Consider the following 21,633-nt stretch of genomic DNA (forward strand, 5'->3'; position numbering starts at 1 on the left):
GGAATGTTATTGGTTTTGCATGGCGAAATAACGTTTGACATCATCGATCATTTGGTTGATATGATTCACCATTGCCGCTTCAGCCTGCTCCGGAGAGCCCGCTACAATAGCATCCAGAATCTGCTGATGATCCACAACTAATTCACTTCCTACTCTCCGGCGAATATACGCTGTTTCCAGAAAATCGCGGCTTGTCTCCCATACCAGTTCAACCGCATGCAGAAGAATTTGGTTTTGCGCAGCATAAGCCAGCAATCTGTGAAACTCCCGGTCCTCCTCGTATGGTATAATATTCTTGGAGAGCAATTCATGCTGGTTGGCAATAGATGCTTGCAACAGTACTATGTATTCTTTCGAGGCACGTTGTGCTGCCAAGGAAGCGATCTCCCGCTCAAGTGCCCTTCTGGCAACGAGAACATCTAACAGAGCCTTTTCCCCGGAATGGTTCAGCATCTGAATTAACTGTGAGTTCACGCTTTGTTGCTGCAAATCTTTTTCCAATGTCTTCATTCGATCCAGACCCTGTTCGGTCAAAGTTCTTCCCTTGCGACCTTCCAGAACTGTAAAACCTTCAACATCCATCTCCATAAGTCTTCTTCCGATGGTTGCCTGACTCAGACCATACGTTTTGCCCAAAGTATGAACCAACGTACTGGCCCCGATGGGAGCATTAGCGTCTCGAAGCTGCTTCAACAGTTCGTATTCCAACTCCATTTCGTTTAGCTCAGGACCCACTGATCTCACCCCTCTTAGATACTTAATTGTTTTTTTATCTTCTTCGTAGTTGTTACTCACTGATGATTAACGTTAGTATACCTTGCAGACATCACAATTTCAACAATTCTCATCAAAATAGTGCGAATTATTCCCTCAACTATACTGTGCACCTTTTCAATTCAAAATTAAAATTAAAAAAGAGCATTTCACATCCTTTATTCCAGCGTTTATCTGGAGGATGCAATCTGCCCTTAACGTAGCAATCTTTTAAGATCACGAATGTAATCATTAATACTCAAATCAGGTATCAGGACTTAAGTTGTTGTAGTAACTGCACACGGTAGGCTTCACTTTCAAGCGATTGAATTTCCTTATATTCTTCAGCAGTTAACACTTTGGGTTCCCCGGCTGCCTTGGCGATCATATATACCTTCGCGCTTTCTTCCACCACTTGGGTGCGGTAATAGGCTTCGCGGAGGTTTTTACCGGTCGTAACCAATCCGTGATTGACTAGAATGAGTGCCGTATGTTCTTCTACCTTTGCTGAGACTGCATCGGCAAGTTGTTTCGTCGTTGGTAGAACATATGGAACAAATCCGATATCACCTACCAAGGCGGACTGATCAGGGAACAAGTGTGGCAATTCATCGAAAACGAGACTAAGTGCGATCGTATATGCCGGATGCGTATGCACAATGGCTTGGATATCAGGATTCACACGATAACTGTACAGATGCATCAATACTTCGGAAGATGGACGTGTTGATCCCGCACGAGTCTCTCCTGTCTCGATATCAATGGCGATCCATTCGTCAGGCTCCAGATCCTCAAGTGCATAACCACTTGGAGACAACAACATCGTTCCCCCAGAGCGAGCGCTCAGATTCCCACCGGGTCCTACCACCAAGCCTTGGGCAACTGCTCTACGTGCATACTTCGTCAACTCTTCCCTTACTTGCTGTTCAGACATGTTGCTCACCACTCCTCATACTTTTCTTTTTAGCATTTTGCGTCAATGCTCATTGCATTGAATCTATTTATTACCTGTTGATTTGATTTAGACTTTGGTAGTTTTCATAAGCTTCCTGCCACAGCTCTGTATCCTCAGGCTCATAGGTCTCGGGGGAAAAGGAAGCAGCCATGACCTCCCGTACCTCGGCCAAACTACTCACTTCTCCATGCGCAAGGAATTGCAGCATGCAATTCCCGGCTGAAGTCGCCTCTGCCGGGCCTGCCACTACCGGGACACCGGCTGCATTGGCTGTAAACTGGCATAATAGTCGATTGTGCACACCGCCACCAACCATATGAATGACACGAGGTCTTGTACCTGTAATCAACTGCAATTCATCCAGCGTTTGTCTGAATTCCAATGCAAGACTTTCCAGAATGCAGCGCACAATCGCTCCAGTCGTTTCAGGCACAGTCTGTCCGGTGAGACTGCATTGTTGCCGTATTCGTTCAGCCATATTTCCTGGCGCCAAATACACGCCATCTCCCGGCGATACATAACTTTGATGCGGCGTTGCCAAGGTAGCCAATTGAATCAGTTCTTCATGTGTAAAAAGTTGATTCTCCCGCTCCCATTGCCGTTTGCATTCCTGTAGCAGCCACAAGCCTGAACGATTTTTCAGGGTGCGTACTTTTCCACTTACCGTCCCTTCATTGGTGAATCCGAGTGTACGACTTCGGTCATCCAATACAGGTGTATCACGCTCCACCCCCATAAGAGACCAGGTACCACAGCTGATAAAAGCGAAATCCGAATCATTCGCAGGGATTGCTGCCAAGGCAGATGCCGTATCATGTGAGCCCACAGAGACTACCTGCATCGGTCCAGTCCGTAACTCCGCGCACAACTCATTTGTTAAATCACCCAGCACGGTACCCGGTTGAACGAGTTTTGGAAATAATGTTTTCGGTATACCGAGACGCCCGATCAGATGTTCATTCCAACGCGCCTCTCCTGCATGCAACAGCCCGCTAGTACTTGCAATCGTATACTCACAAGCCTGCTGACCGGATAGATAATAGTGAAATAAATCTGGCATAAATAACATGCGCACATCCGGACGCAAACCTTCGGCCTGCTCTCGTACACTGCCTAGCAGTTGAAATACTGTATTGATCTGCTGCGGCAAAACGCCTGACATGGCATACAGTTCTTCTTCTTTCACCATGTGCAGAACTTCTTCCATCCACTGTGCGTTGCGTGCTTCCCGATAGTGACGTGGGTTCGAGCACAACCTTCCTGCACCATCCACCAGTCCATAGTCCACTCCCCACGTGTCCACTGCTATAGAACGGACCGATGGAGTGATGCCTTGCGTCCCTTTCACAATGCCTTGTTTTAATTCATGAAAAAGTCGCAAGAAATCCCAATACAATCCGTCCCCCAGCTGCACGGGTTCATTGTTGAATCGATGCACTTCTTGTAACGAGAGTCTGTTTCCATCAAAAGAACCACGGACTACGCGTCCACTCCCGGCGCCGTAATCGGCAGCAAGCACATGTGTTGCTTGATTGCCCATTCTTTCAAGCCTCCTTAACTCTTCGCGATAAGCCGTATTCGAGTTCTGAGCACAGCTTTCAAGAGAAAGCCATGTTACCTCATCTCACAAGGAACATGGCTTTTGACAGGAATGGAACTTTATTTTAACGATACAACGGGCCAAACACACTGCAAGCACGGTAGTCTGCACTCTCCGGCTCACTTGTGCCGAACAATCCCCATGCACGCGGACGGAAAATTTCCGTTTCAGGTACATTATGCATATTTACCGGAATGCGAAGCATGGAAGCAAGCGTAATCAGATCAGCACCGATGTGTCCATACGAGATGGAGCCATGGTTGGCGCCCCATTGATTCATGACTTCGTATACGGAAGTAAACGCTCCCGCTCCGGTTAGAACAGGTGCAAACCAGGTGGATGGCCAGGTTGGATCTGTCCGCTGATCCAGCGTATCATGCACATCTTCAGGCAGATCGACCGTGTAACCCTGAGCGATTTGCAACACTGGTCCCAGTCCTTTGACCAGATTCAGACGTGTCATCGTTACAGGCATGCCACCTTTGGTCAGAAAATCCGCTGAATAGCCGCCCCCGCGGAAATACTCTACGGATGCCGGTCTCCATGATGTTGCTTTCAGGCAGTCCTGAACTTCCTCATCTGTAATTTCCCAGAATGGCTTGAGTACAGGCTTACCATCTCTGGACTGTTGTCCAGTGCCATCCAAGGCTGCCGAACCAGAGTTGATTAGATGCAGAATGCCATCCTTTGCGTTTCCTTCCAACTGGTGCCCCGTCACACGCTGTACTGAATCCGGACTCCAATACGTACGCACATCAGCAAAGATCTGCGCCGTATGCGTCAGCAGCGAACCGAATAACATCGATACCCCGTTCAGGCTGTCATTCTCCGTTGCAACCAGATAAGGCGCACGTTTGCCATTCCAGTCAAAGGAAGAGTTTAATATCGACTCCAGAAAATCTCCGTTAGGTGAATGATCTGTCCACTGCCGTTGTCCCTGGAAGCCGGATACAATCGCGTGGTGGCCCATCGATTCCTCTGTAAAACCAAGCTCTGCCAATCTTGGGTTGCCCGCCATCAAGTCACGCACAATTTGGGTCATTTTCACAACGGTTTCCCATTCGTACTCTTTGCGTTTGCGATCCGTTTGCAGATGGGCAGCGTTGTTGTCCGGACCCTCGCTACAATTCTCCTTCACCCAGGCCAGTGCGAGCTTATACTCCTCGGGGTCGTAGATTTCTTCTTCGATACGACGAGTGAGTTCACTCATATCCACGTATTCATTACGCATGCCCAGATACTCTTGGAAAAATGAATCGTTCACAATCGAACCTGCAATCCCCATGGATACTGATCCAATAGACAGATAGGCTTGCCCTTTCAAGGTCGCGGCTGCAAGACCTGCACGGCTGAACCGGAGCAATTTCTCACGCACGTCATCGGGAATTGTTGTATCTCCGCCGTCCTGCACATCTTCTCCATAGATCCCAAAGGCCGGAATCCCCTTCTGTGCATGGGCAGAGAGTACCGCTGCCAGATATACTGCACCCGGACGTTCAGTTCCGTTAAAACCCCAGATGGCTGTAGGAATGGATGGTGACATATCCATCGTTTCCGTACCATAACACCAGCATGGTGTCACGGTGATCGTTACGCCAACGTTGGAACGGCTGAATAGTTCTGATGCTGCGGCCGCTTCAGCCACTCCGCCAATACAGGTCTCGGCCACAACACACTCCACCGCGGAGCCGTCAGGATAACGCAGTTCAGCTGCAAGCAGTTCCGCAACAGATGTCGCCATCCTCATCGTTTGTTCTTCCAGTGACTCCCGAACACCTTTGCGTCTTCCATCAATCGTGGGACGAATACCAATCTTGGGAAAAGCCTGTTTATAACGATAATCCTGATGTGTCATACTGGAATGTCCTCCTTCAATTCGTTTCATAGAATTTGGGTTGAATTGAGAAACCTTCTGTCTGATCCATATGCATTGATTGGAATGAAATAATGACGGAAATACAACCGATACCCGGGTGGCACGCAAGAGCTGCATACACAGATTACCAAGAGCCTTATTTTAGTTTGAATACGTTTACATATTTAAAAAATAACAATAAACCATTTCAATAATTAGCTATGTATGTAGTTCCTCTATTCAAGAAAATGGAACGTGCATGAGCGAATTCAACGAAATGGTATATGTAGTAAAGACGTTCAGAACCCTTTAGGGTTATCGGTAACCCTAACATAGCACGAGCCTATCTTGCTGTCAATTGACATTATCCTATAGAATGGTAAGACTATGTTGCGGAAAGGTTAGATTCTAATGATTACCATTTACGATATTGCCAAAAAAGCCAACGTCTCCGCCATGACGGTCTCCAAGGTCATTAATCATACAGGCCGTATAAGTTCCGCGACACGTGAACGTGTGCAACAGGTGATCGACGAACTGGGTTACATCCCGAACTCCAATGCACGCAGCCTTGTGCTTCAACGAACCCAGATGCTCTCCCTGCTTATTACGGATATTACCAACCCTTTTTATACAACACTGGCGCGTGGTGCTGAAGATGCAGCCCATCTTCGTGGGTACCGTCTTTTATTCGGCAATAGTGACGAGGATTACAAAAAGGAAAAGGATTATGTAGATGCGATTCTGTCTACTCGTGTGGATGGTGTACTCTTTGCCCCAGCGGGAGATCGTTCTCTCCAACATCTGAAACAGCTGCAGGAACGTCACATTCCGTTTGTCTTTCTAGACCGCACCGTACCTGGCATTACGTCAGATATCATTGCTGGAGATAGCCGGGAAGGCGCGATTGAGTTGATCCGATATCTGGTGCAATTGGGCCACCGGCGCATTGCACTGGTCAATGGTTCTTCGGAGGTTTCTACCGCCAGACTGCGGGAGGAAGGTTATATAGCGGGTTTACGAGAGGCCGGAGCTGATATTGATCCCGAGCTTGTGCTTCGAACCGGGTACCGGGATTTCAGTGATGTAGAGGGACTCGATCGACTACTCTCTCAACCAAATCAACCAACAGCCATTTTTGCAGCCAACAACATGCTGGCGATTGGGGTCATTCGGCTTTTGCGCAAACGGGGACTACGTGTACCAGAAGACATTTCTGTTGTGTGTTTCGACGATCTGGATCTGGCTTCTGCCTTCGATCCTTTCCTGACTGTAGCTGCACAGCCAGCATATGACTTTGGGTTTCAGGGCGTACAGATGCTGATTGACCGGATTGAAGGCAAGGCCCCTTCCGAAGCCCAAACCGCCATTTTACCGTCAGAACTGCGCATACGTGCTTCAGCTGCTGCTCCACGTGAGCAAAAATAGAGTTAAGCGCGTGAGTTGACTAAATAATATCGTGTAAAAGATTAGTCCCACTTATCTAAATTAGGTCCCGTTCAAATTCGTAAAAATGTACAACATAAACAGGGTGCACCGGAGATTACACTCTGGTTGCACCCTGTTTGATGTTCATTCGCTGAAATAATTCGTCGTTCGAGCCGTTTGGTTAGTCTGTTTCATTCAGGCTCGTCGTTTCATTTCAGTTCCATCCATGCCGATATTCTACCGCTCCGACTGTAATGCAAGAGCTACCTCACGAACGAGTCCCGGGAACCAGTCCATCAGAGCTTCGAACGTATATCCCGCTTGTTCAGCTTTGGTCGTCTCCATCGTCCATGATTGCTCAATTCCGAAGGGTGACATGTCCTCTTTCACCGTTTCCGTGAGGATCTGGGACTGCATGCCCGTTACCGTCTCGATCAGATGTATCATGGCTGACAGCGTAATCGCACCCTTGGAAGCTGCATTCACCGGACCGGTAATGGACGAATGTCCAAGCCAAGCGAGAAATCTTGCCGCTTCTGTGGAATTGATAAATCCAATCTCCGCATCCGGATTTGGCATGCCGATCGGTTTTCCTTTTTGCACATGTTCAATATGAAAATGAAGTCTTCTCGTATAATCATCAATCCCGAGTACAATTGGAATTCGCATCGCAACAACCGGGAAATCCGCTTCCTGGAAAAATACGGCCTCCGCAAGCCGTTTGCCTTCTCCATACGAAAAATCCTCCGCACTCCCATACTGTAATGGATATGTATACGGGTCAAAATCCGTTTCCTTAAATCCAGGTCTGGGATCACCGTACACCGAGAGTGTGGATGTCAGAACGTATCTTTTGGTGCGTCCTGCAAAAGCTTCACATGCCGCTTTCGCCGCATCTGGGGAATAACAGATATTATCGTACACAACATCCCACATGTCTGTCTGTGCAACCTCTGCCAGAGATTCCGGGTCTTCACGATCCATCTTGATTCGGTTTACTTCGGGTCCGAAGTCAACATCCGTTTTACCACGAGTTGCGACTGTGATCTGAGACTTCCCTTCCCACAGCAAGTGATCCACCAGACGTTTACCAAAAAAACGTGTACCCCCAAGTATAAGAACTTTATTCATCCAAAAAACCTCCTATCTTGTTCGATTATGTTTAACAATTTGAAGCATGGTGTGAGCATTCCGTTGAAACTCATATGAAGTTGGTTCTTCGGATACCGTGTACCCAAGCTCTTCGAGTATTAATTTCAACTCATCCATGTGCTTGTAACGTTCGCCAGACAGATCCACTGTTGGAAAAATGCGAACCTCTTGTTTGGTCACACGCAGCAGCTCCATTACGGTTGCAACATGAAAATCAACATCCAATCGATCCGCATAAGTAAACAGGAAATGGGCGGATAACGTCAGATCGAATTGTTCATCTGCAAAGGGTAGATCCGGGAGCACAGACGCCACATAACGGTCAGGAAACATTCTCATATCTGCGATGCAATCTGTGATGGCACGAGTTCGTTCTTCCTTTAACCCCTGGATTGATCCAAATTGATCCCACACATATATCCCTTGCACGGGTTCCATCTGTTTCATCGTATGCTCAATGTCCTGAAATCCCTTTACTTCAAGCTCGTCGATCTCGTATTCGTAGGCAATATCCACGGCCACGGGATCAGCACCCAACTTGCGCGCCTGGCTACTGAACGAACATGCTCCACCTGGACAATCCAGAATAGACTTGCCATTAATCTCGTCCACCGTCAGGTTGAACATCTTCATATATTCCTCGAAGGTTCTTCCTATGAAAACGATCTGTGACAGTTCCAAACCGCCAGAATTACTGGACCTATTACCTTCTCTACGGTTCTTCTTCTCTACTCTACTGTTGCTCTGCTCATCTCTACTCATCTCGTCTCAGCTTCCTTTCCTGCGCTTGAATCAATCGTTGGGGAACACAAGCCCAATCTGCTTCCGAATCTGATCCATGACCTGCATCGTCACATAAGAGCGTTCATACGTGTTCATGTCAGACTCTTTTTTGCCCTGCTCAACCAGATTCACGAACTCCTCCACTTCATAATACATCGCCGGATGGTTTTGTTCGACTGTGAGCTGCTCCACCGTACCGTCATTGTAACGTATCTCTGCATGTTCCGGTGAGCCAATCTTGTCAATGATGATGCTGCCCAGCTCACCCATGATTTCGCTTGGTAGATGAGAGTTGGAGATTTTGGAGTATGTAACGACCGCATCCATCCCATCATAGTCCAGCAGCACACTACCTTGTCCATCCACGCCAGATTCAAGCATCATCGCTTGGGATTGAACCCGGTTAGGTTCACCGAACAACGTAATCAATGGGTAGAGACAATACACACCGAGATCCATTAACGCTCCATTAGCGAGTTCAGGCTTGAACGCGTTCAGGACAATCCCTTCTTTGTACTTGTCGTAACGCGAAGAATACTGAGAGTATCCTGCTACATATTTGCGGACAGGACCGATTTTATGCAGGCTCTTCTGCACCATTTTGAACTGGGGAACAAGGGTCGATTTCATCGCTTCCATGAGCAGAACCTCGTGTTCTCGTGCTGTATCGATCATACTCCGAACTTCGGCGCTATTTGCAGCCAGAGGTTTCTCACACAATACATGTTTACCGTTTCTCAGAAAAAGCTCAGCCTGCTCCGCATGAACCGTATTCGGTGTTGCGATGTAGACTGCATCAATCACATCACTTGCCGCCAACTCTTCCAGATCGGTGAAGCGGTGTTCAACATCATATTTATCTGCAAATGCACTAGCCTTATCTTCAGTTCTGGAATACACAGCGGTCAATTTGAATCCTTCAACCTGTGCTGCGGCTTCAAGAAGCCTTTCTGTAATCCAGTTGGTACCCACTACTCCAAAACGAACCATGCTTACCTACCTCTTTCATCTATAAATTTCATTTGAGATATAAACCACTTCCATCCTGTATATTGTAGCTCATATTTCGTTCAGATTGAAGGAAGGGGCCATATCCCCAAATATTGATATCTTGCTTTTTAAGTTAGAACTTCGTCAATCCCTTCGAATCAAGGGTATAATTAGAGATGAGGTGATCACCGTGGAAAGTCGAGATCAAGATCGCATACTGCCCGAATCTATAGATGAAAAATACTGGCACGCCATCATCCACAACGATAATTCTTATGATGGAACGTTCTTTTACGGTGTGCAGACAACGGGTATCTTTTGCCGACCTTCCTGTAAGTCCAGAGCACCCAAAGCTGAAAATGTGCTGATATTTCAACATGTTGAAGAAGCATTGGCACGAAAGTTCAGACCCTGCAAACGTTGTAAACCTACAGGCGAGCGGGTACCTGATCAGGAGTGGATATACGGGATCACGGATTACATCGAACATCATTACGCCGAACCTCTAACCTTGGATGTCCTTGCCACTGTAAGTCATGGCAGTCCTTATCATCTGCATCGTGTGTTCAAGCGGATTACAGGCCGCACACCGGTTCAATATATTCAGGATAAACGAATTACCGAAGCCCGGAAGTTGCTTGAACATACCGGACTTACCGTCACCGATATTGGCCGCCATGTCGGTATACCTAACTCAGCTTATTTCATTACTGTATTTCGCAAACACACAGGTCTCACACCTGCACACTACCGCGAAAGGCATGAGAACTTATGAAGACAAATCTTACTTACAAAGTACCCAAAACGTTACTCAACAAGGGGACAGGGTTCCTTAATGGCTATACACATACACTGAATCCTTACACAGGCTGCGCCTTCGGTTGTTCTTATTGTTATGTCAGACAGATGCCTGTCTCCCTATTTCGTAAAGAGGATTGGGGGAGCTGGGTGGATGTAAAACAAGAGGCCTCCCGGGTGTTCGCCAAAGAGTTGCAGCGTGCCCAGACCAAAGGGAAAGTCACTCTGTTCATGTCATCCAGTACCGACCCGTATCAACCCGCCGAATACAAGGAGTGTATCACGCGTTCATTGCTTGAAACCATGTTACAGCATCCACCCGATTTTGTATTAGTCCAGACCCGCAGTCCACTCGTTACCCGGGATATAGATCTGTTACAACAGTTAGGTGACCGGGTTCGGGTCAGTATGACGGTGGAGACAGATCTGGACGATATGCGGAAGCATTTCAGTCCTTCCGCTCCCCCAATTGCAGGCCGATTACGTGCACTGGAACAGTTGCGGGATGCCGGAATACCAACGCAGGTTGCGATTGCTCCCGTATTACCCAGCAGTGAACAGTTTGCTGCCATCTTGAGACCTCTGGTTCAGCGTGTATGCATTGACGATTATTTCATGGGCGATGGCAGCGAGGGCAAGCGAACCCGGCGACTCGGCATGGAGTCGCTCTATCAGCAAGTGGGGATGGAGCATTGGTATCATCCAGATGCGTATCAGACTGTAGTTCAGCGGATGAAAGACTATTTTGCCGAGGATGAGATCTGGATCAGTCAGGCGGGATTTGAGCCCTAAATGGATATATAAGTTGGACTAAAGAATATTTACACTGGACACTCCAATGACAGAACAACATTCCGATCGCTGTTATTCCCAGATTTTTTTGATTTAATAAAAAACAGCCCCTTTCCTTGTTCGAAGGAAAAGGGGCTGTTTATCATGATATAAGTCATAATGGCTATCTTATTTATCCAATGTATACAATGGCAGATCCACCGGCAATGCAGCCGGGCGCTGACACGAGCTTTTCATCTGGTAGAACGTCTGTTCATCTGATGAATCGTGGAATGCCCACATGGCCTCAAGTACGTGGTATGCCAGTTCCCCACTCGCACGGTGTGCACGTCCACTATGTGCTGCATAGGCCATATCTGCCACACCGATGCCGCGTGTATTTTCCTGATATCCTGGGAGGAGCGGAACTTCCGTCCATTCATGTTCACCCAGCAAGCGATAACGAACCGGACCACCAAAGGTGTTGGGGTCAGGTACCTGCAATGTACCGTGCGTGCCATATATCTCAATCGGTGGCAATGCACTTCCGCCAAATACGTCAAAACTTGTAATCAGTGTGCCAATGGCTCCCTGTTCAAACTGTAACAGACCGGTAACGTGAGTTGGAATTTCGACGGGAACCGTCTGACCTCTCTTTTTCTCACTCGTAATCGTCCGTTCTTCCATGGCTTTACCCGTCATGCCTGCAATTGACTTGATCGGGCCCATTAGTTGGACCAATGCGGTGAGGTAGTACGGACCCATGTCAAACATTGGCCCACCGCCTGACGCGTAATAAAACTCCGGATCTGGGTGCCAGTGCTCATGACCACGACTCATCATAAATGCGGTCGCCGCCACCGGCTTGCCGATTACCCCTTCCTCCACCAATTGAAGTGAAGTCTGGATGCCTGAACCAAAGAACGTTTCTGGTGCACAACCCACGAGCAATCCTTTACGCTTCGCTGTTTCGAGCACGGCCTGCCCTTCTTCACGGGTAACCGCGAGCGGTTTTTCTACATAAACATGTTTGCCAGATTCAAGCGCCCGCAAGCATACATTCGCATGAACGGAAGGAATCGTCAGGTTGATGATCAGCTCAATCTCGGGATCAGCCAAGATTTCGTCGACGCTGTATACGTTAGGGACGTTATAGGCTGCTGCCTGCTCCTCGGCACGTTTCCGGTCGAGATCCGCAACAGCAACAAGTTCCAGCACCTCGAACCGGTTACAGTTTTCCATATAAATACCGCTGATTTTACCGCAGCCAATAATGCCTACTTTCATTGTTTTCATACCTGGGGCTCCCTTCGCCGTGGATCAGAAATGGTTTATCCATTAAGGATGAATGGTTAACACTGAAGTTACGTTTGCAATCAAACTATAATCTCATTAGTTCTGGTTGTCCGCCATACCTGTGTACACTTCGGTTGCTGAACTTACTCGACTCTTGGCAAGTTCTTTGCCTGCTGCTGTCCATTTGAACCCACTGCGCATCATTTCAGTCACGGGTTTCATGTCTACAATGTCTGCATGATGTCCCAGTGAGTTGTAGAATACCCGTCCTGCACCCCAGCGTTTCGTCCAGACAACAGGCATATCTACGGGCCCATTCGCTGCATGCGGACCAGTTACCACTGGGAAACGAGTTGTTGCCAGCACTTCCACTGCCGGGTCTACGTGCAGGTAGTACTGTTCACTTTTCACCTGAAAATCTTCAATATGATCCAATAACGGGCTAGAGCCACGCTTCATGTTCACCATATACTCCACACCATCGTTACCTGGATGGGCAACCCATTGTCCACCCGTCATAAACTGCCAGTCTACGTTATTTCGGAAGGCATCACACATCCCGCCATGAAGACCAGCCAAGCCCACACCGCTCTGAACAGCCGCTGATACGTTATTGACGAGTTCTTGCTCAATCTGTCCCATTGTCCACAACGGCACGATCAGATCCAGACCTAGCAGCTTCTCTGCATCCGCATAAGACTCCAACGTATTCGAGACTTCAACCTCAAACTGCTCTTCCTTCAAAATACGCTCAAATATCGCTGCTACCTGCTCCGGTTCATGTCCATCCCAGCCGCCCCATACAATCAGTGCTTTACTCATCGTTTATTCACTCGCTTTCGCCTAGTTTTATGTGTTCAACCTTATTTCTGACGTCACTGTCTTGCTTGCTCACATCTCTTCAAGCGTCACCCAGCGCCGTTCTGTTACCGAACGTTCTACTGCTTCCAGTACAGCCTGACACGCGACCCCATCGTGGAAACTCGGTGATGGTTGGCGTCCTTCAGAGATCGCTGTCACCAGCTCCAGCATTTCATGGGTGAACGTGTGCTCGAATCCAATCGTATGTCCAGCAGGCCACCAGGCTTCAGCATATTTATGTGCCGGATCGGTCGCCAGTACACGGCGGAATCCCTGTACGTCCTCTTCATCCTTTGTGAAATACACTTCCAGTTCATTCATCCGCTCAAAATCAAATCGTACACTGCCGAGACTGCCGTTAATCTCAAACGAGTTCGTACTGCGATGCCCCGCTGCAAAACGTGTAGCCTCGAAGCTGCCCAGCGCACCTCCTGCGAATCGTGCCAGGAACAACGTAGCGTCGTCGACGGTTACTTCTCCTTTCGGTGCATCCGCATTTGAACTGCCCTTGGCACTTAGTCCGGTCATCTCGGCTGCAAGCGGTCGTTCTTTGATGAAGGTTTCGCTCATGCCGATGACTTCCTGGAATTCACCAACAAGGAAACGAGCCAGATCGATTAAATGCGCGCCCAGATCCCCGTGGGAACCAGAGCCAGCCACTTCTTTTTGCAAACGCCATACCAGCGGGAACGAAGGGTCCATAATCCAGTCCTGAAGGAAAAATGCACGGAAATGATAGATCTTACCCAGTCGTCCGCTCTCCACCAGATCCTTCGCTAATTGCACCGCTGGTGAGAAACGATAGTTGAACCCGACCATATGTGCGACTCCAGCATCCTCAGCTGCCTGAAGCATCTCACGCGAATCCGCAAGCGACAGGGCCAGAGGCTTCTCACAGAACAGATGCTTGCCCTGACGAGCTGCTTCCAACGCAATTTCCTTATGGGCATCACTTGGTGCGTTAATATCAATCAGATCGATATCATCCCGCTTTACCAGTTCACGCCAATCCGTTACACTTTCGGACCAACCGAACTGATTCGCTGCCTGGTGCACTCCCTGCTCGTTACGTCCACAGATCACAGACATCTCAGGTTGCAACGGAGCAGATGGGAAAAACATCGGCAGACTGCGATAGGCATTACTGTGGGCCTTCCCCATAAACTTGTATCCAACCATTCCGACACGAAGACGATTTGACATGATCATTTCCTCCTTTGGAATAATAAAAAGTCTTTCAATATGTGTACCAATAAACTATTGACGGATAGAAGAAGCACGGATAATCAGTTCGGTAGGCAACAACGCTCTCGCAGATTTGGGTACCGCTACAACAGAGTTATTCGCTTCATGTGTATCACCCACAGACCCATGCATAAGCTTCGATACTGCAAGTTCACCCATCTCAAAAAATGGAACCCTGACGCTGCTCAGCGGCGGAACCGCCATCTCGGCGGCATCGGAGTCGTCATAACCCACAAATGCCGGAAAATCCGCAGGCCCTATTCCCCGCTCACGTAAACCATGCATGACACCAATGGCCATCCGGTCATTGGCCGCAAATACAGCATCAATCTCATGTAGGCGATCTGCTACAATCGTTGCCGCCTCAATGCCACTTCTTCTACTATAATTCCCTTTAAGCAATAGACTCGGCTCCAGCTCCATACCTGCTTCTTGCAGGCCAAGACAAACGCCTTCCATTCGCTCCTGGCTGTTGGAATAGCTGTCTGGACCATTGAGAAAAGCGATTTTGCGATACCCCTGATCCGTAAGATGACGTATGGCAAGTCTGCTTCCTTCCACATGATCCGCATCCACTTCCGTGAACGATTGGCCCTCAAAATGCTGATTCATGACACAGAATGGGTGTCCTTCCTGATGAAGTTGCTGCATGGCCGCCAGTTCTTCATGATCATCTCTGGCACCAAGGATAATGCAAGCGTCCACTTTCTGTCGCCGGAACAAATCCGTATAATTCATCACTTCACCGGGTGTTCGGAACATAACCAACAGGTCCATGCTATTGTCTCTGGCTTTGCTTCCAATCCCACTCAGCATTTCCGAGAAGAAATACGCCGAGAACAGATGCGCCTTCGGAACATAAGGTAATACCACGCCAAGGTTTCCGCTTTTACTTCTGGCAAAACTGCGAGCAAGCGCGCTGGGCACATAGCCTAACTGTTCGGAAGCTTCAAGAACCTTGCGGCGTGTCTCTTCTTTAATAGGACCTACCCCATTAAGCACCCGGGAGACCGTCGCCTCGGAAACACCCGCAAGATCAGCCACTTCTTTACGAGATGCCATGAATTTCACCCCCTTTTATATAAGTTGAACTAAAGATTATTTACACTGACACTACGATGACAGAACAACCTTCCAATCGCTGTTATCCCCAGATTTTTCGATTCCTTTTTTCTAAAGGGGAAAATCCGGGGATAGCGTATGCTTCCAGCGTATGCTTCCGATGTAGCTTTCCTTCAGAAAGCTTTTAGGCGAACGCTTTGCTTTTTCAGGTTTTTTCTGTCCTCTCCGTTATCGTGCAAATGATTAGTTCAACATATATAGCTCATCATTAAATCATAAAATGGTTAAAAATCGATATTTATGTACGCGCGTACATTTTCTCATGCCATGTAACCGTTGTCAATGCTTTTAACACAAAAAAATAATGAGGGTTTGGGTTAATCCAAGCCCTCATTATTATCTTCCAGAGATGGTACTTTCATTGAATCCGTGCCCTGTAACCTTAGGGGTTCAAATTACTTATCAAACTCACTACAACGATTTCAGTTTGATCCTGTTTGTTCAATTATGGGGAGTGTAGCTCACAACGTCGTTGTAACGCCAAGATCAACGGAGGATTGACTAAACTCAGCCTGCTCCATTGTTTTCGCATGACTCGGAATACGATCCGAGGGTTCTGGTGTGGATTGGAGCTGTCTTACTTTGTGCAGCACTTCTTTGTTCGGCAGGAAGTGTTGGGAACGAATAAACCGAATTGTTTTGGTTTTGGCACGCATAACAATCGAATCCGTCTCGGCGCGATCATCCGCAAGATACCTTACCCCTCCCAAAATCTCACCTGGCGTCACACCTGTTGCGGCAAAAATGACATCCTCCGTGCCGATCATATCCTGCATCGTTAACACTTTGTAGGGATTATCGATCCCCATCTGCAAGCAGCGCTGGAATTCGTCTGCGTTGGCAGGCATCAGACGACCTTGGATCTCACCCCCAAGGCAAGATAGCGCTGCGGCAGCCAGCACACCTTCTGGCGCTCCTCCAGATCCGACATACAGATCAATGCCCGCCTCCGGGAAGGCCGGTGCCATCGCACCCGCAACATCACCGTCACTGAGAAACTTGATCCGTACGCCAACCTTGCGTAGCGTCTTGATGGTACTCTCGTGTCGCACACGATCCAGAATCATCACAGTGAGGTCCGAGATGTTTTTGTTCAATGCGGCAGCGGCTTTCTCCAGTGTGACTTCAACCGGGTCTTCAATGCTGACCTTGCCTACAAGCGCAGGCCCTACCGCCAGTTTCTCCATATACATGTCCGGTGCGTGGAGCAGGTTACCTTTTCCCGCCACTGCAATAACCGATAGAGCGTTGTTTAGTCCTTTGGCCACGATTTCTGTACCTTCGAGCGGGTCTACAGCCACGTCAACCTCGGGGCCCTCAGCGTTGCCCACTTCCTCGCCGATGTACAACATGGGTGCTTCATCCATTTCTCCTTCACCGATTACCACCGTGCCGCGAATGGACACGGAATCGAACATGGCGCGCATGGCCAAAGTAGCCGCTTCATCTGCACTGTTCTTGTCGCCTCGTCCCATCCAAGGTGCTGAGGCTAACGCAGCCAATTCTGTTACTCTGACAATTTCCAACGCCAGTTCGCGTTCCATTTTTCCCACTTCCTTTCCAATTTCCAAAAGCATAACGTGAAAGCGGTATTAAATCCATCGCAAATCCATATGAAATTGATCTTTAATCGGCGTAGTAGCGCCTTTTTAACGATATATACCTTATTTATCCAATTAATATATTGATCGATTTCGCTCCTTTTTTCGGCTGGTTTTAAGAGTCCAATCCTCCTGAGTTCTTACTTAAAATATTAATTTTATTTTCCATTTTCCGCTCGAAAACTAAATAATTTAACATGGTGGATTAACACGTCCGTTTCATGCGTAAAAAGTTCTTTTAACATGAGGTATATACAACTTATATACTGATTATTAAGAACGTAACGCTATCTAACAGACTACAAACGAAAACGATTTTCGGCTGACTCTCCAAACGTAGAAATAAACTAATAAATTGTAATGACTATCCTTGAGATCAGCCTATTACCTTCAAGATTATTGAGCAAAATTATACTGCCAGTTATATATTAATCAGGCCTTTAACTTTTGCTAAAGCCATAGATGCAGCTTATGAAGGTCATCGAAAATAATAAGTTTACATAATATTTGTTATGTATTAACCTTCGCCAATTTCTTCATTTTATGATTCAACGGTTCTGGCAAAACATGAAAAAGCCCGAAAGAGTTCTGCTCAATAGCATTTTTCTCCCAAGCTTTTCACTCGATGATCCAGTTACAATATCTTTTTGGTCATTATAAAATCAATCTGTTCCTCATCTCCCATGTAAAAAGCATGAGCTCCTGTCTGTACAAACCCCATCTTTTCATAAAATGCAATGGCATTTTCATTTTTCTCCCACACGCCTAGCCAAATATTCTTTTTGTGATGTTCTTTTGCCATCTCTATGGCTTTATGGAGCAGCACTTTACCCAAGCCATGTTTTTGGAACTCTTTCTTGATGTACACACGCTCGATCTCAAGAGATTCCACACCCATATTCTCAGACTGAGCATCATTGATATTTACCTTCATGTACCCTGCCACTTTGTGGTTGACATAAATAAAAAGAAATTGTGAATCCGCAATGGACAGTTCAGTTTCTAATTGCACCCTATTAAATGCCTTTTCCAGATAAGCTTTCATATTTTCGGGTGAATTTTGCGCTTTAAACGTTTCATTAAACGTCTCATAACTAATCTCCTGCAGTTCACATACATGTTCAATGGTACATATCTCTATACGAATCGTCATCTATATTCACGTTCCTTTATCAAGTTAATCGTTTGTTGCAAATGCACTAAAAAAGGGTTACATTGAATTTAGCTCAATTTTGTTGTATTTGCAACATAATATCAAAAAAGAGGTTGAATGAATTTGAAATATATACTTTTTGTCGCAGGTATTCTCATCTTAACACTTGGCATTTCCCTTACCATCCAATCTGAACTGGGTACCTCACCGTTTGATGCACTTCTGGTAGGGCTGTCACATCATGTAGGGCTTTTACAGACCAATTTTGCACCCATTCCGATTGACCGCTTAACATTAATCTTGCATGAAATCACTCAAACTCCCTTATTTGTATCGAGAACATTCATTTACCTTGTATTTTTAATTCTGGCGTTTCTGCTCAGTGGGCCAATCGGGGTTGGAACGTTGATAACCGTATGTTGTGCAGGTGTGCTTCTTCAGTTCATCATGGGCCATACGAAAAGGATAATAGATCGCATATTAACAGATATGGATACATCGTCACATACTAAAAGTGATAAAGAACATTCCGTCTAATCGGTGTACACCTTCTACACCATAAAAAGGCTGAATCAGAGGTTCAACCCCTGATCCAGCCCATTAAACGTGCTATCTACCTTTACGGCTCAATTCCCCATACCAGCTGACCGTTCACATACCCGGTAACCTTATCATGGTTTGCGAACTGACTACCGGTTGCCTTGAACGAGTAATCGTTAGTCTGTGTGTAATTCGACCAATTGTTTTTGGAAAAGCGTGTTTGAATCTCTGCGCTCTGGCCCGCATTCAGTGATCCCGCCGCACTTGTAAAGCCCACTTCCAGATAATGATCCGCTCCGGCAACTGGAGTCGCCAGTTTAACGAAATTGCTCGTTACATTCGCACTGCCCATACTGGCCCAGTCGGACCAGAAACTCTGAGCTTCCTCCCCATCAATTGTATAGTAATACCGAAGTTTTACATCACTTAACGGAATATCCGAATTGCCTGAGTTGACCAATTTGAACTTGGGTGAGACGCCGTTAGTGGATGCACTTGTATTGCCGTTAAAAGCTTGAATCGTCAAATCCCCTGCTGGCACAGTAACGGTACTGTCTACTACGTTCACCGTTAGCACAGCGTTATTTCCTCCATTGAAGTGAAAGGTCAATACGTTCTGGCCCAGCGGTAGTGTAGCAAGATAGGATTTGTTCAGAACAACAGCAGAGCTGGATGCTGTATAATTCTGACCTGATACAAGTGTAACATTCCCCTTTGTGATGCCTGTAAGCTGACGGCCGTTTAAGGTGAGAGATACGGTAATATCCTGTGCTGAATTCGTCGCTTTATCAAATGTTGCATTTACAGGAGAGATCACAGCATTTGTACCCGGTGTTGAATCCACAATTTTGACTTTTAACACAGGGTCCTGACCTTGATTAAAATCCAGAACAATCGGATGCTCACCAACTGGCAGGGTTGCCAGATAAGATTTTTTCAGTAGCAATGTGTTTCCGTTCAAGGTATAGTCTGTCGTTGCGGTCAACGCATTGTTGCCTGCCCGGAGAGCAGTTAGCGTATTGCCGTTTGCATTCACGGTTACGGTTTTATCGCTTTGATTGGGTGTGTATTTGTCAAATTCAACGTTTCCAGGTGTGATGGATGCATTGGGGTTGGGATTGTTAACCTTTAGATTTGGCAGCTCATCCAACGTAATGACATAATCACTTTGATAAAGCGTTTTCAATGTTGCCGGGTAATTAAAAGCAGAACTCATCAGATGCTCGCCATACCAAGGACAGAAGTACAGCCATCCTGATTTCTCCTCGGTCAGATTTTTCACGCTTGGGATCGTATCGTTCTCCGTCATGGCTACCATTTTGGTACCATTCGTCAATTCAACAAGCTTATAGAAAATCGAGGTAATCGCATCTTCATTCGGTACACCGGACAAACCGTCATAACGGTTGTAGATCGTATTGTATTTATCATATCCGACGAGATCTACCTGATCATCGCCCGGATACCAGGCAGGAGAAGTGCTGTATACGTAGCTGTTGTAGGTCCAGATCAGATTATGCAAGCCATACGTCTCGGTCAGTTCGGTATACAGCAGATCCCATAGCTCTTTGTACACTTCTGCGCCTGCTGAAGCCCACCAGAACCATGCACCTTCCCCGTTCAGCCCGCCGTTGCCTTCTGCTTCATGATACGGACGGAAAAGCACTGGCACATCGTTATCTTGCAAAATCAGCAATTGTTCTGCCAGATCCTCGATGGTCATCATCACGTATTGATACTCTTTGGTACCGGGAATTACCGCATTGGCTGTATTAAAATTCGTTTCTGTTGGCTTGTAGGTCGCCTCTTTCCAATCCACAAAGTCCCCAAGCTCATACGTATTGAAATTACGAGGTACATTGATATGCCAGGAAGCGGTTGCAATACCTTCACGGTTATTCACCCAATCAATCATGCGATCAGTTGTACCGTCCTCCCAACCATACAACGGATTATAGTTCATCAGATCAAAGCCACGGATAGCCGGATACTTTCCAGTCAGATCATGAATCCACTCGAATTCAAGCTCCGAATCTCCGTCATTCCCTCCTCCGTAGATCTCTTGCTGACCAGAAATAATGTTGTTTCCGTATACCTCCGTTAAATAATTCATCAAAATTTGAGTTTCAGGTGTAGCTTCAGGATCAGTGAGAACTGGCTGCACATTCAGGGGATCCAGATCAGCATGATCCACTGTAAAAGTATCAAAATACGCGAAGCCCCAGCCAGCCTTCAGCTCAATCGTGTTGGCACCCTGATTCAGCTTGTGAAAGCCAAAATCGAAGTCTGACCATGTTGTCGTGTAAGGTAGCATGAACGCCCCTTTCGTAACACCATTCACGATTAAATTTTGTGACCTGCCATCTGCACTGAGCTCCTGCATATATCGTGTGGAGATCGCGTACATGCCGGTTTCCGGGACAGTTACTGTGAAGGTTAATGTGCCAGAGTTCTGCATCCAGACAAATCCGGCCCCTGAGAATCCGGGCTTGGGTTGCCCATAGATTGAAGTAACCACTTGAAGATCCGGGGTGAGCTGAGCATTTTCGCTTTCGATGGTGAACAATGGTGTGTCTGCATGAACGGGCGCTGTCATTAATCCAAGCAGTAGGACCAATGCCAGCATCATTGCGGTTGCCTTTTTGAGCAAATTTTTCATCAATTCCATCTTCCTTCCCAAGTGAAATATGATAATGAAATGTCAATGAACCCATTCATGATGGCGCTTTC

The 21,633-nt window shown here is 47.0% G+C and carries 18 protein-coding genes; 4 read left to right on the forward strand and 14 right to left on the reverse strand.

All coding sequences use genetic code 11. The features are described from left to right. Positions 1-6 precede the first annotated feature (6 nt). From MKY01_RS17555 to MKY01_RS17570, 4 genes are all read right to left on the reverse strand, one after another. Positions 7-735, reverse strand: a complete 729-nt coding sequence (locus MKY01_RS17555; RefSeq protein WP_245838229.1) for an FCD domain-containing protein — start codon at positions 733-735, stop codon at positions 7-9. Between the two features lie 289 nt (positions 736-1,024). Next, a complete protein-coding gene (locus tag MKY01_RS17560; protein ID WP_127549126.1) occupies positions 1,025-1,687 on the reverse strand; it encodes a class II aldolase/adducin family protein in 663 nt (220 codons plus the stop codon). A 70-nt stretch (positions 1,688-1,757) separates the two neighbouring features. Then, positions 1,758-3,248 carry a rhamnulokinase family protein gene (locus MKY01_RS17565; RefSeq protein WP_127549124.1) on the reverse strand — a complete coding sequence of 497 codons (1,491 nt, stop codon included), beginning with the start codon at positions 3,246-3,248 and terminating at the stop codon, positions 1,758-1,760. A gap of 124 nt (positions 3,249-3,372) precedes the next feature. Further along, positions 3,373-5,163, reverse strand: a complete 1,791-nt coding sequence (locus MKY01_RS17570) for an L-fucose isomerase (protein WP_036673744.1) — start codon at positions 5,161-5,163, stop codon at positions 3,373-3,375. A 411-nt stretch (positions 5,164-5,574) separates the two neighbouring features. On the opposite strand from MKY01_RS17570, the gene MKY01_RS17575 reads away from it, so the two are divergent. Continuing rightward, a complete protein-coding gene (locus MKY01_RS17575; protein WP_127549122.1) occupies positions 5,575-6,591 on the forward strand; it encodes a LacI family DNA-binding transcriptional regulator in 1,017 nt (338 codons plus the stop codon). 237 nt (positions 6,592-6,828) lie between these two features. On the opposite strand, the gene MKY01_RS17580 is transcribed toward MKY01_RS17575, so the two are convergent. Genes MKY01_RS17580 through MKY01_RS17590 form a run of 3 tightly spaced genes read right to left on the reverse strand, consistent with a single transcriptional unit; the run spans position 6,829 to position 9,516 of the window. Beyond that, positions 6,829-7,722, reverse strand: a complete 894-nt coding sequence (locus tag MKY01_RS17580) for an NAD-dependent epimerase/dehydratase family protein (protein ID WP_076250366.1) — start codon at positions 7,720-7,722, stop codon at positions 6,829-6,831. A gap of 12 nt (positions 7,723-7,734) precedes the next feature. Next, on the reverse strand, positions 7,735-8,505 hold the full coding sequence (locus MKY01_RS17585; RefSeq protein WP_255319859.1) for a class I SAM-dependent methyltransferase: 771 nt from the start codon (positions 8,503-8,505) through the stop codon (positions 7,735-7,737). A gap of 30 nt (positions 8,506-8,535) precedes the next feature. After that, positions 8,536-9,516 (reverse strand): Gfo/Idh/MocA family oxidoreductase, encoded by a 981-nt coding sequence (locus tag MKY01_RS17590; protein WP_127549120.1) that lies wholly within the window; start codon positions 9,514-9,516, stop codon positions 8,536-8,538. 190 nt (positions 9,517-9,706) lie between these two features. On the opposite strand from MKY01_RS17590, the gene MKY01_RS17595 reads away from it, so the two are divergent. After that, entirely contained in the window at positions 9,707-10,291 is a 585-nt protein-coding gene (locus tag MKY01_RS17595; protein ID WP_200868514.1) for a bifunctional transcriptional activator/DNA repair enzyme AdaA, read from the forward strand. Next, positions 10,288-11,106, forward strand: a complete 819-nt coding sequence (locus MKY01_RS17600; RefSeq protein ID WP_036613783.1) for a radical SAM protein — start codon at positions 10,288-10,290, stop codon at positions 11,104-11,106. The genes MKY01_RS17595 and MKY01_RS17600 overlap by 4 nt, the downstream gene beginning before the upstream one ends. A 168-nt stretch (positions 11,107-11,274) precedes the next feature. Here MKY01_RS17600 and MKY01_RS17605 read toward each other — a convergent pair whose 3' ends face one another. The 6 genes from MKY01_RS17605 to MKY01_RS17630 all read right to left on the reverse strand — a co-directional run bounded on the left by MKY01_RS17605 (position 11,275) and on the right by MKY01_RS17630 (position 18,363). Further along, positions 11,275-12,381: a Gfo/Idh/MocA family oxidoreductase gene (locus MKY01_RS17605; RefSeq protein WP_036613782.1), complete on the reverse strand. Its 1,107-nt coding sequence runs from the start codon at positions 12,379-12,381 to the stop codon at positions 11,275-11,277. A gap of 96 nt (positions 12,382-12,477) precedes the next feature. Beyond that, positions 12,478-13,203 carry a ThuA domain-containing protein gene (locus tag MKY01_RS17610; RefSeq protein ID WP_036613781.1) on the reverse strand — a complete coding sequence of 242 codons (726 nt, stop codon included), beginning with the start codon at positions 13,201-13,203 and terminating at the stop codon, positions 12,478-12,480. Positions 13,204-13,272: 69 nt separating this feature from the next. Beyond that, on the reverse strand, positions 13,273-14,445 hold the full coding sequence (locus tag MKY01_RS17615) for a Gfo/Idh/MocA family oxidoreductase (protein WP_076317674.1): 1,173 nt from the start codon (positions 14,443-14,445) through the stop codon (positions 13,273-13,275). A gap of 54 nt (positions 14,446-14,499) precedes the next feature. Then, positions 14,500-15,549, reverse strand: a complete 1,050-nt coding sequence (locus MKY01_RS17620) for a LacI family DNA-binding transcriptional regulator (RefSeq protein ID WP_339282867.1) — start codon at positions 15,547-15,549, stop codon at positions 14,500-14,502. 521 nt (positions 15,550-16,070) lie between these two features. After that, positions 16,071-17,153, reverse strand: a complete 1,083-nt coding sequence (gene glpX, locus MKY01_RS17625) for a class II fructose-bisphosphatase (RefSeq protein WP_036613775.1) — start codon at positions 17,151-17,153, stop codon at positions 16,071-16,073. Positions 17,154-17,844: 691 nt separating this feature from the next. Next, positions 17,845-18,363 carry a GNAT family N-acetyltransferase gene (locus MKY01_RS17630; RefSeq protein WP_282321150.1) on the reverse strand — a complete coding sequence of 173 codons (519 nt, stop codon included), beginning with the start codon at positions 18,361-18,363 and terminating at the stop codon, positions 17,845-17,847. Between the two features lie 123 nt (positions 18,364-18,486). On the opposite strand from MKY01_RS17630, the gene MKY01_RS17635 reads away from it, so the two are divergent. Further along, complete coding sequence (locus MKY01_RS17635; RefSeq protein ID WP_282321149.1) at positions 18,487-18,900, forward strand: hypothetical protein; 414 nt, start codon at positions 18,487-18,489, stop codon at positions 18,898-18,900. An 82-nt stretch (positions 18,901-18,982) separates the two neighbouring features. Here MKY01_RS17635 and MKY01_RS17640 read toward each other — a convergent pair whose 3' ends face one another. Further along, on the reverse strand, positions 18,983-21,562 hold the full coding sequence (locus MKY01_RS17640; RefSeq protein ID WP_339282869.1) for a X2-like carbohydrate binding domain-containing protein: 2,580 nt from the start codon (positions 21,560-21,562) through the stop codon (positions 18,983-18,985). Positions 21,563-21,633 lie beyond the last annotated feature (71 nt).

It is taken from the genome of Paenibacillus sp. FSL R5-0486 (assembly GCF_037975155.1).
Classification (GTDB): Bacteria; Bacillota; Bacilli; order Paenibacillales; family Paenibacillaceae; genus Paenibacillus; species Paenibacillus amylolyticus.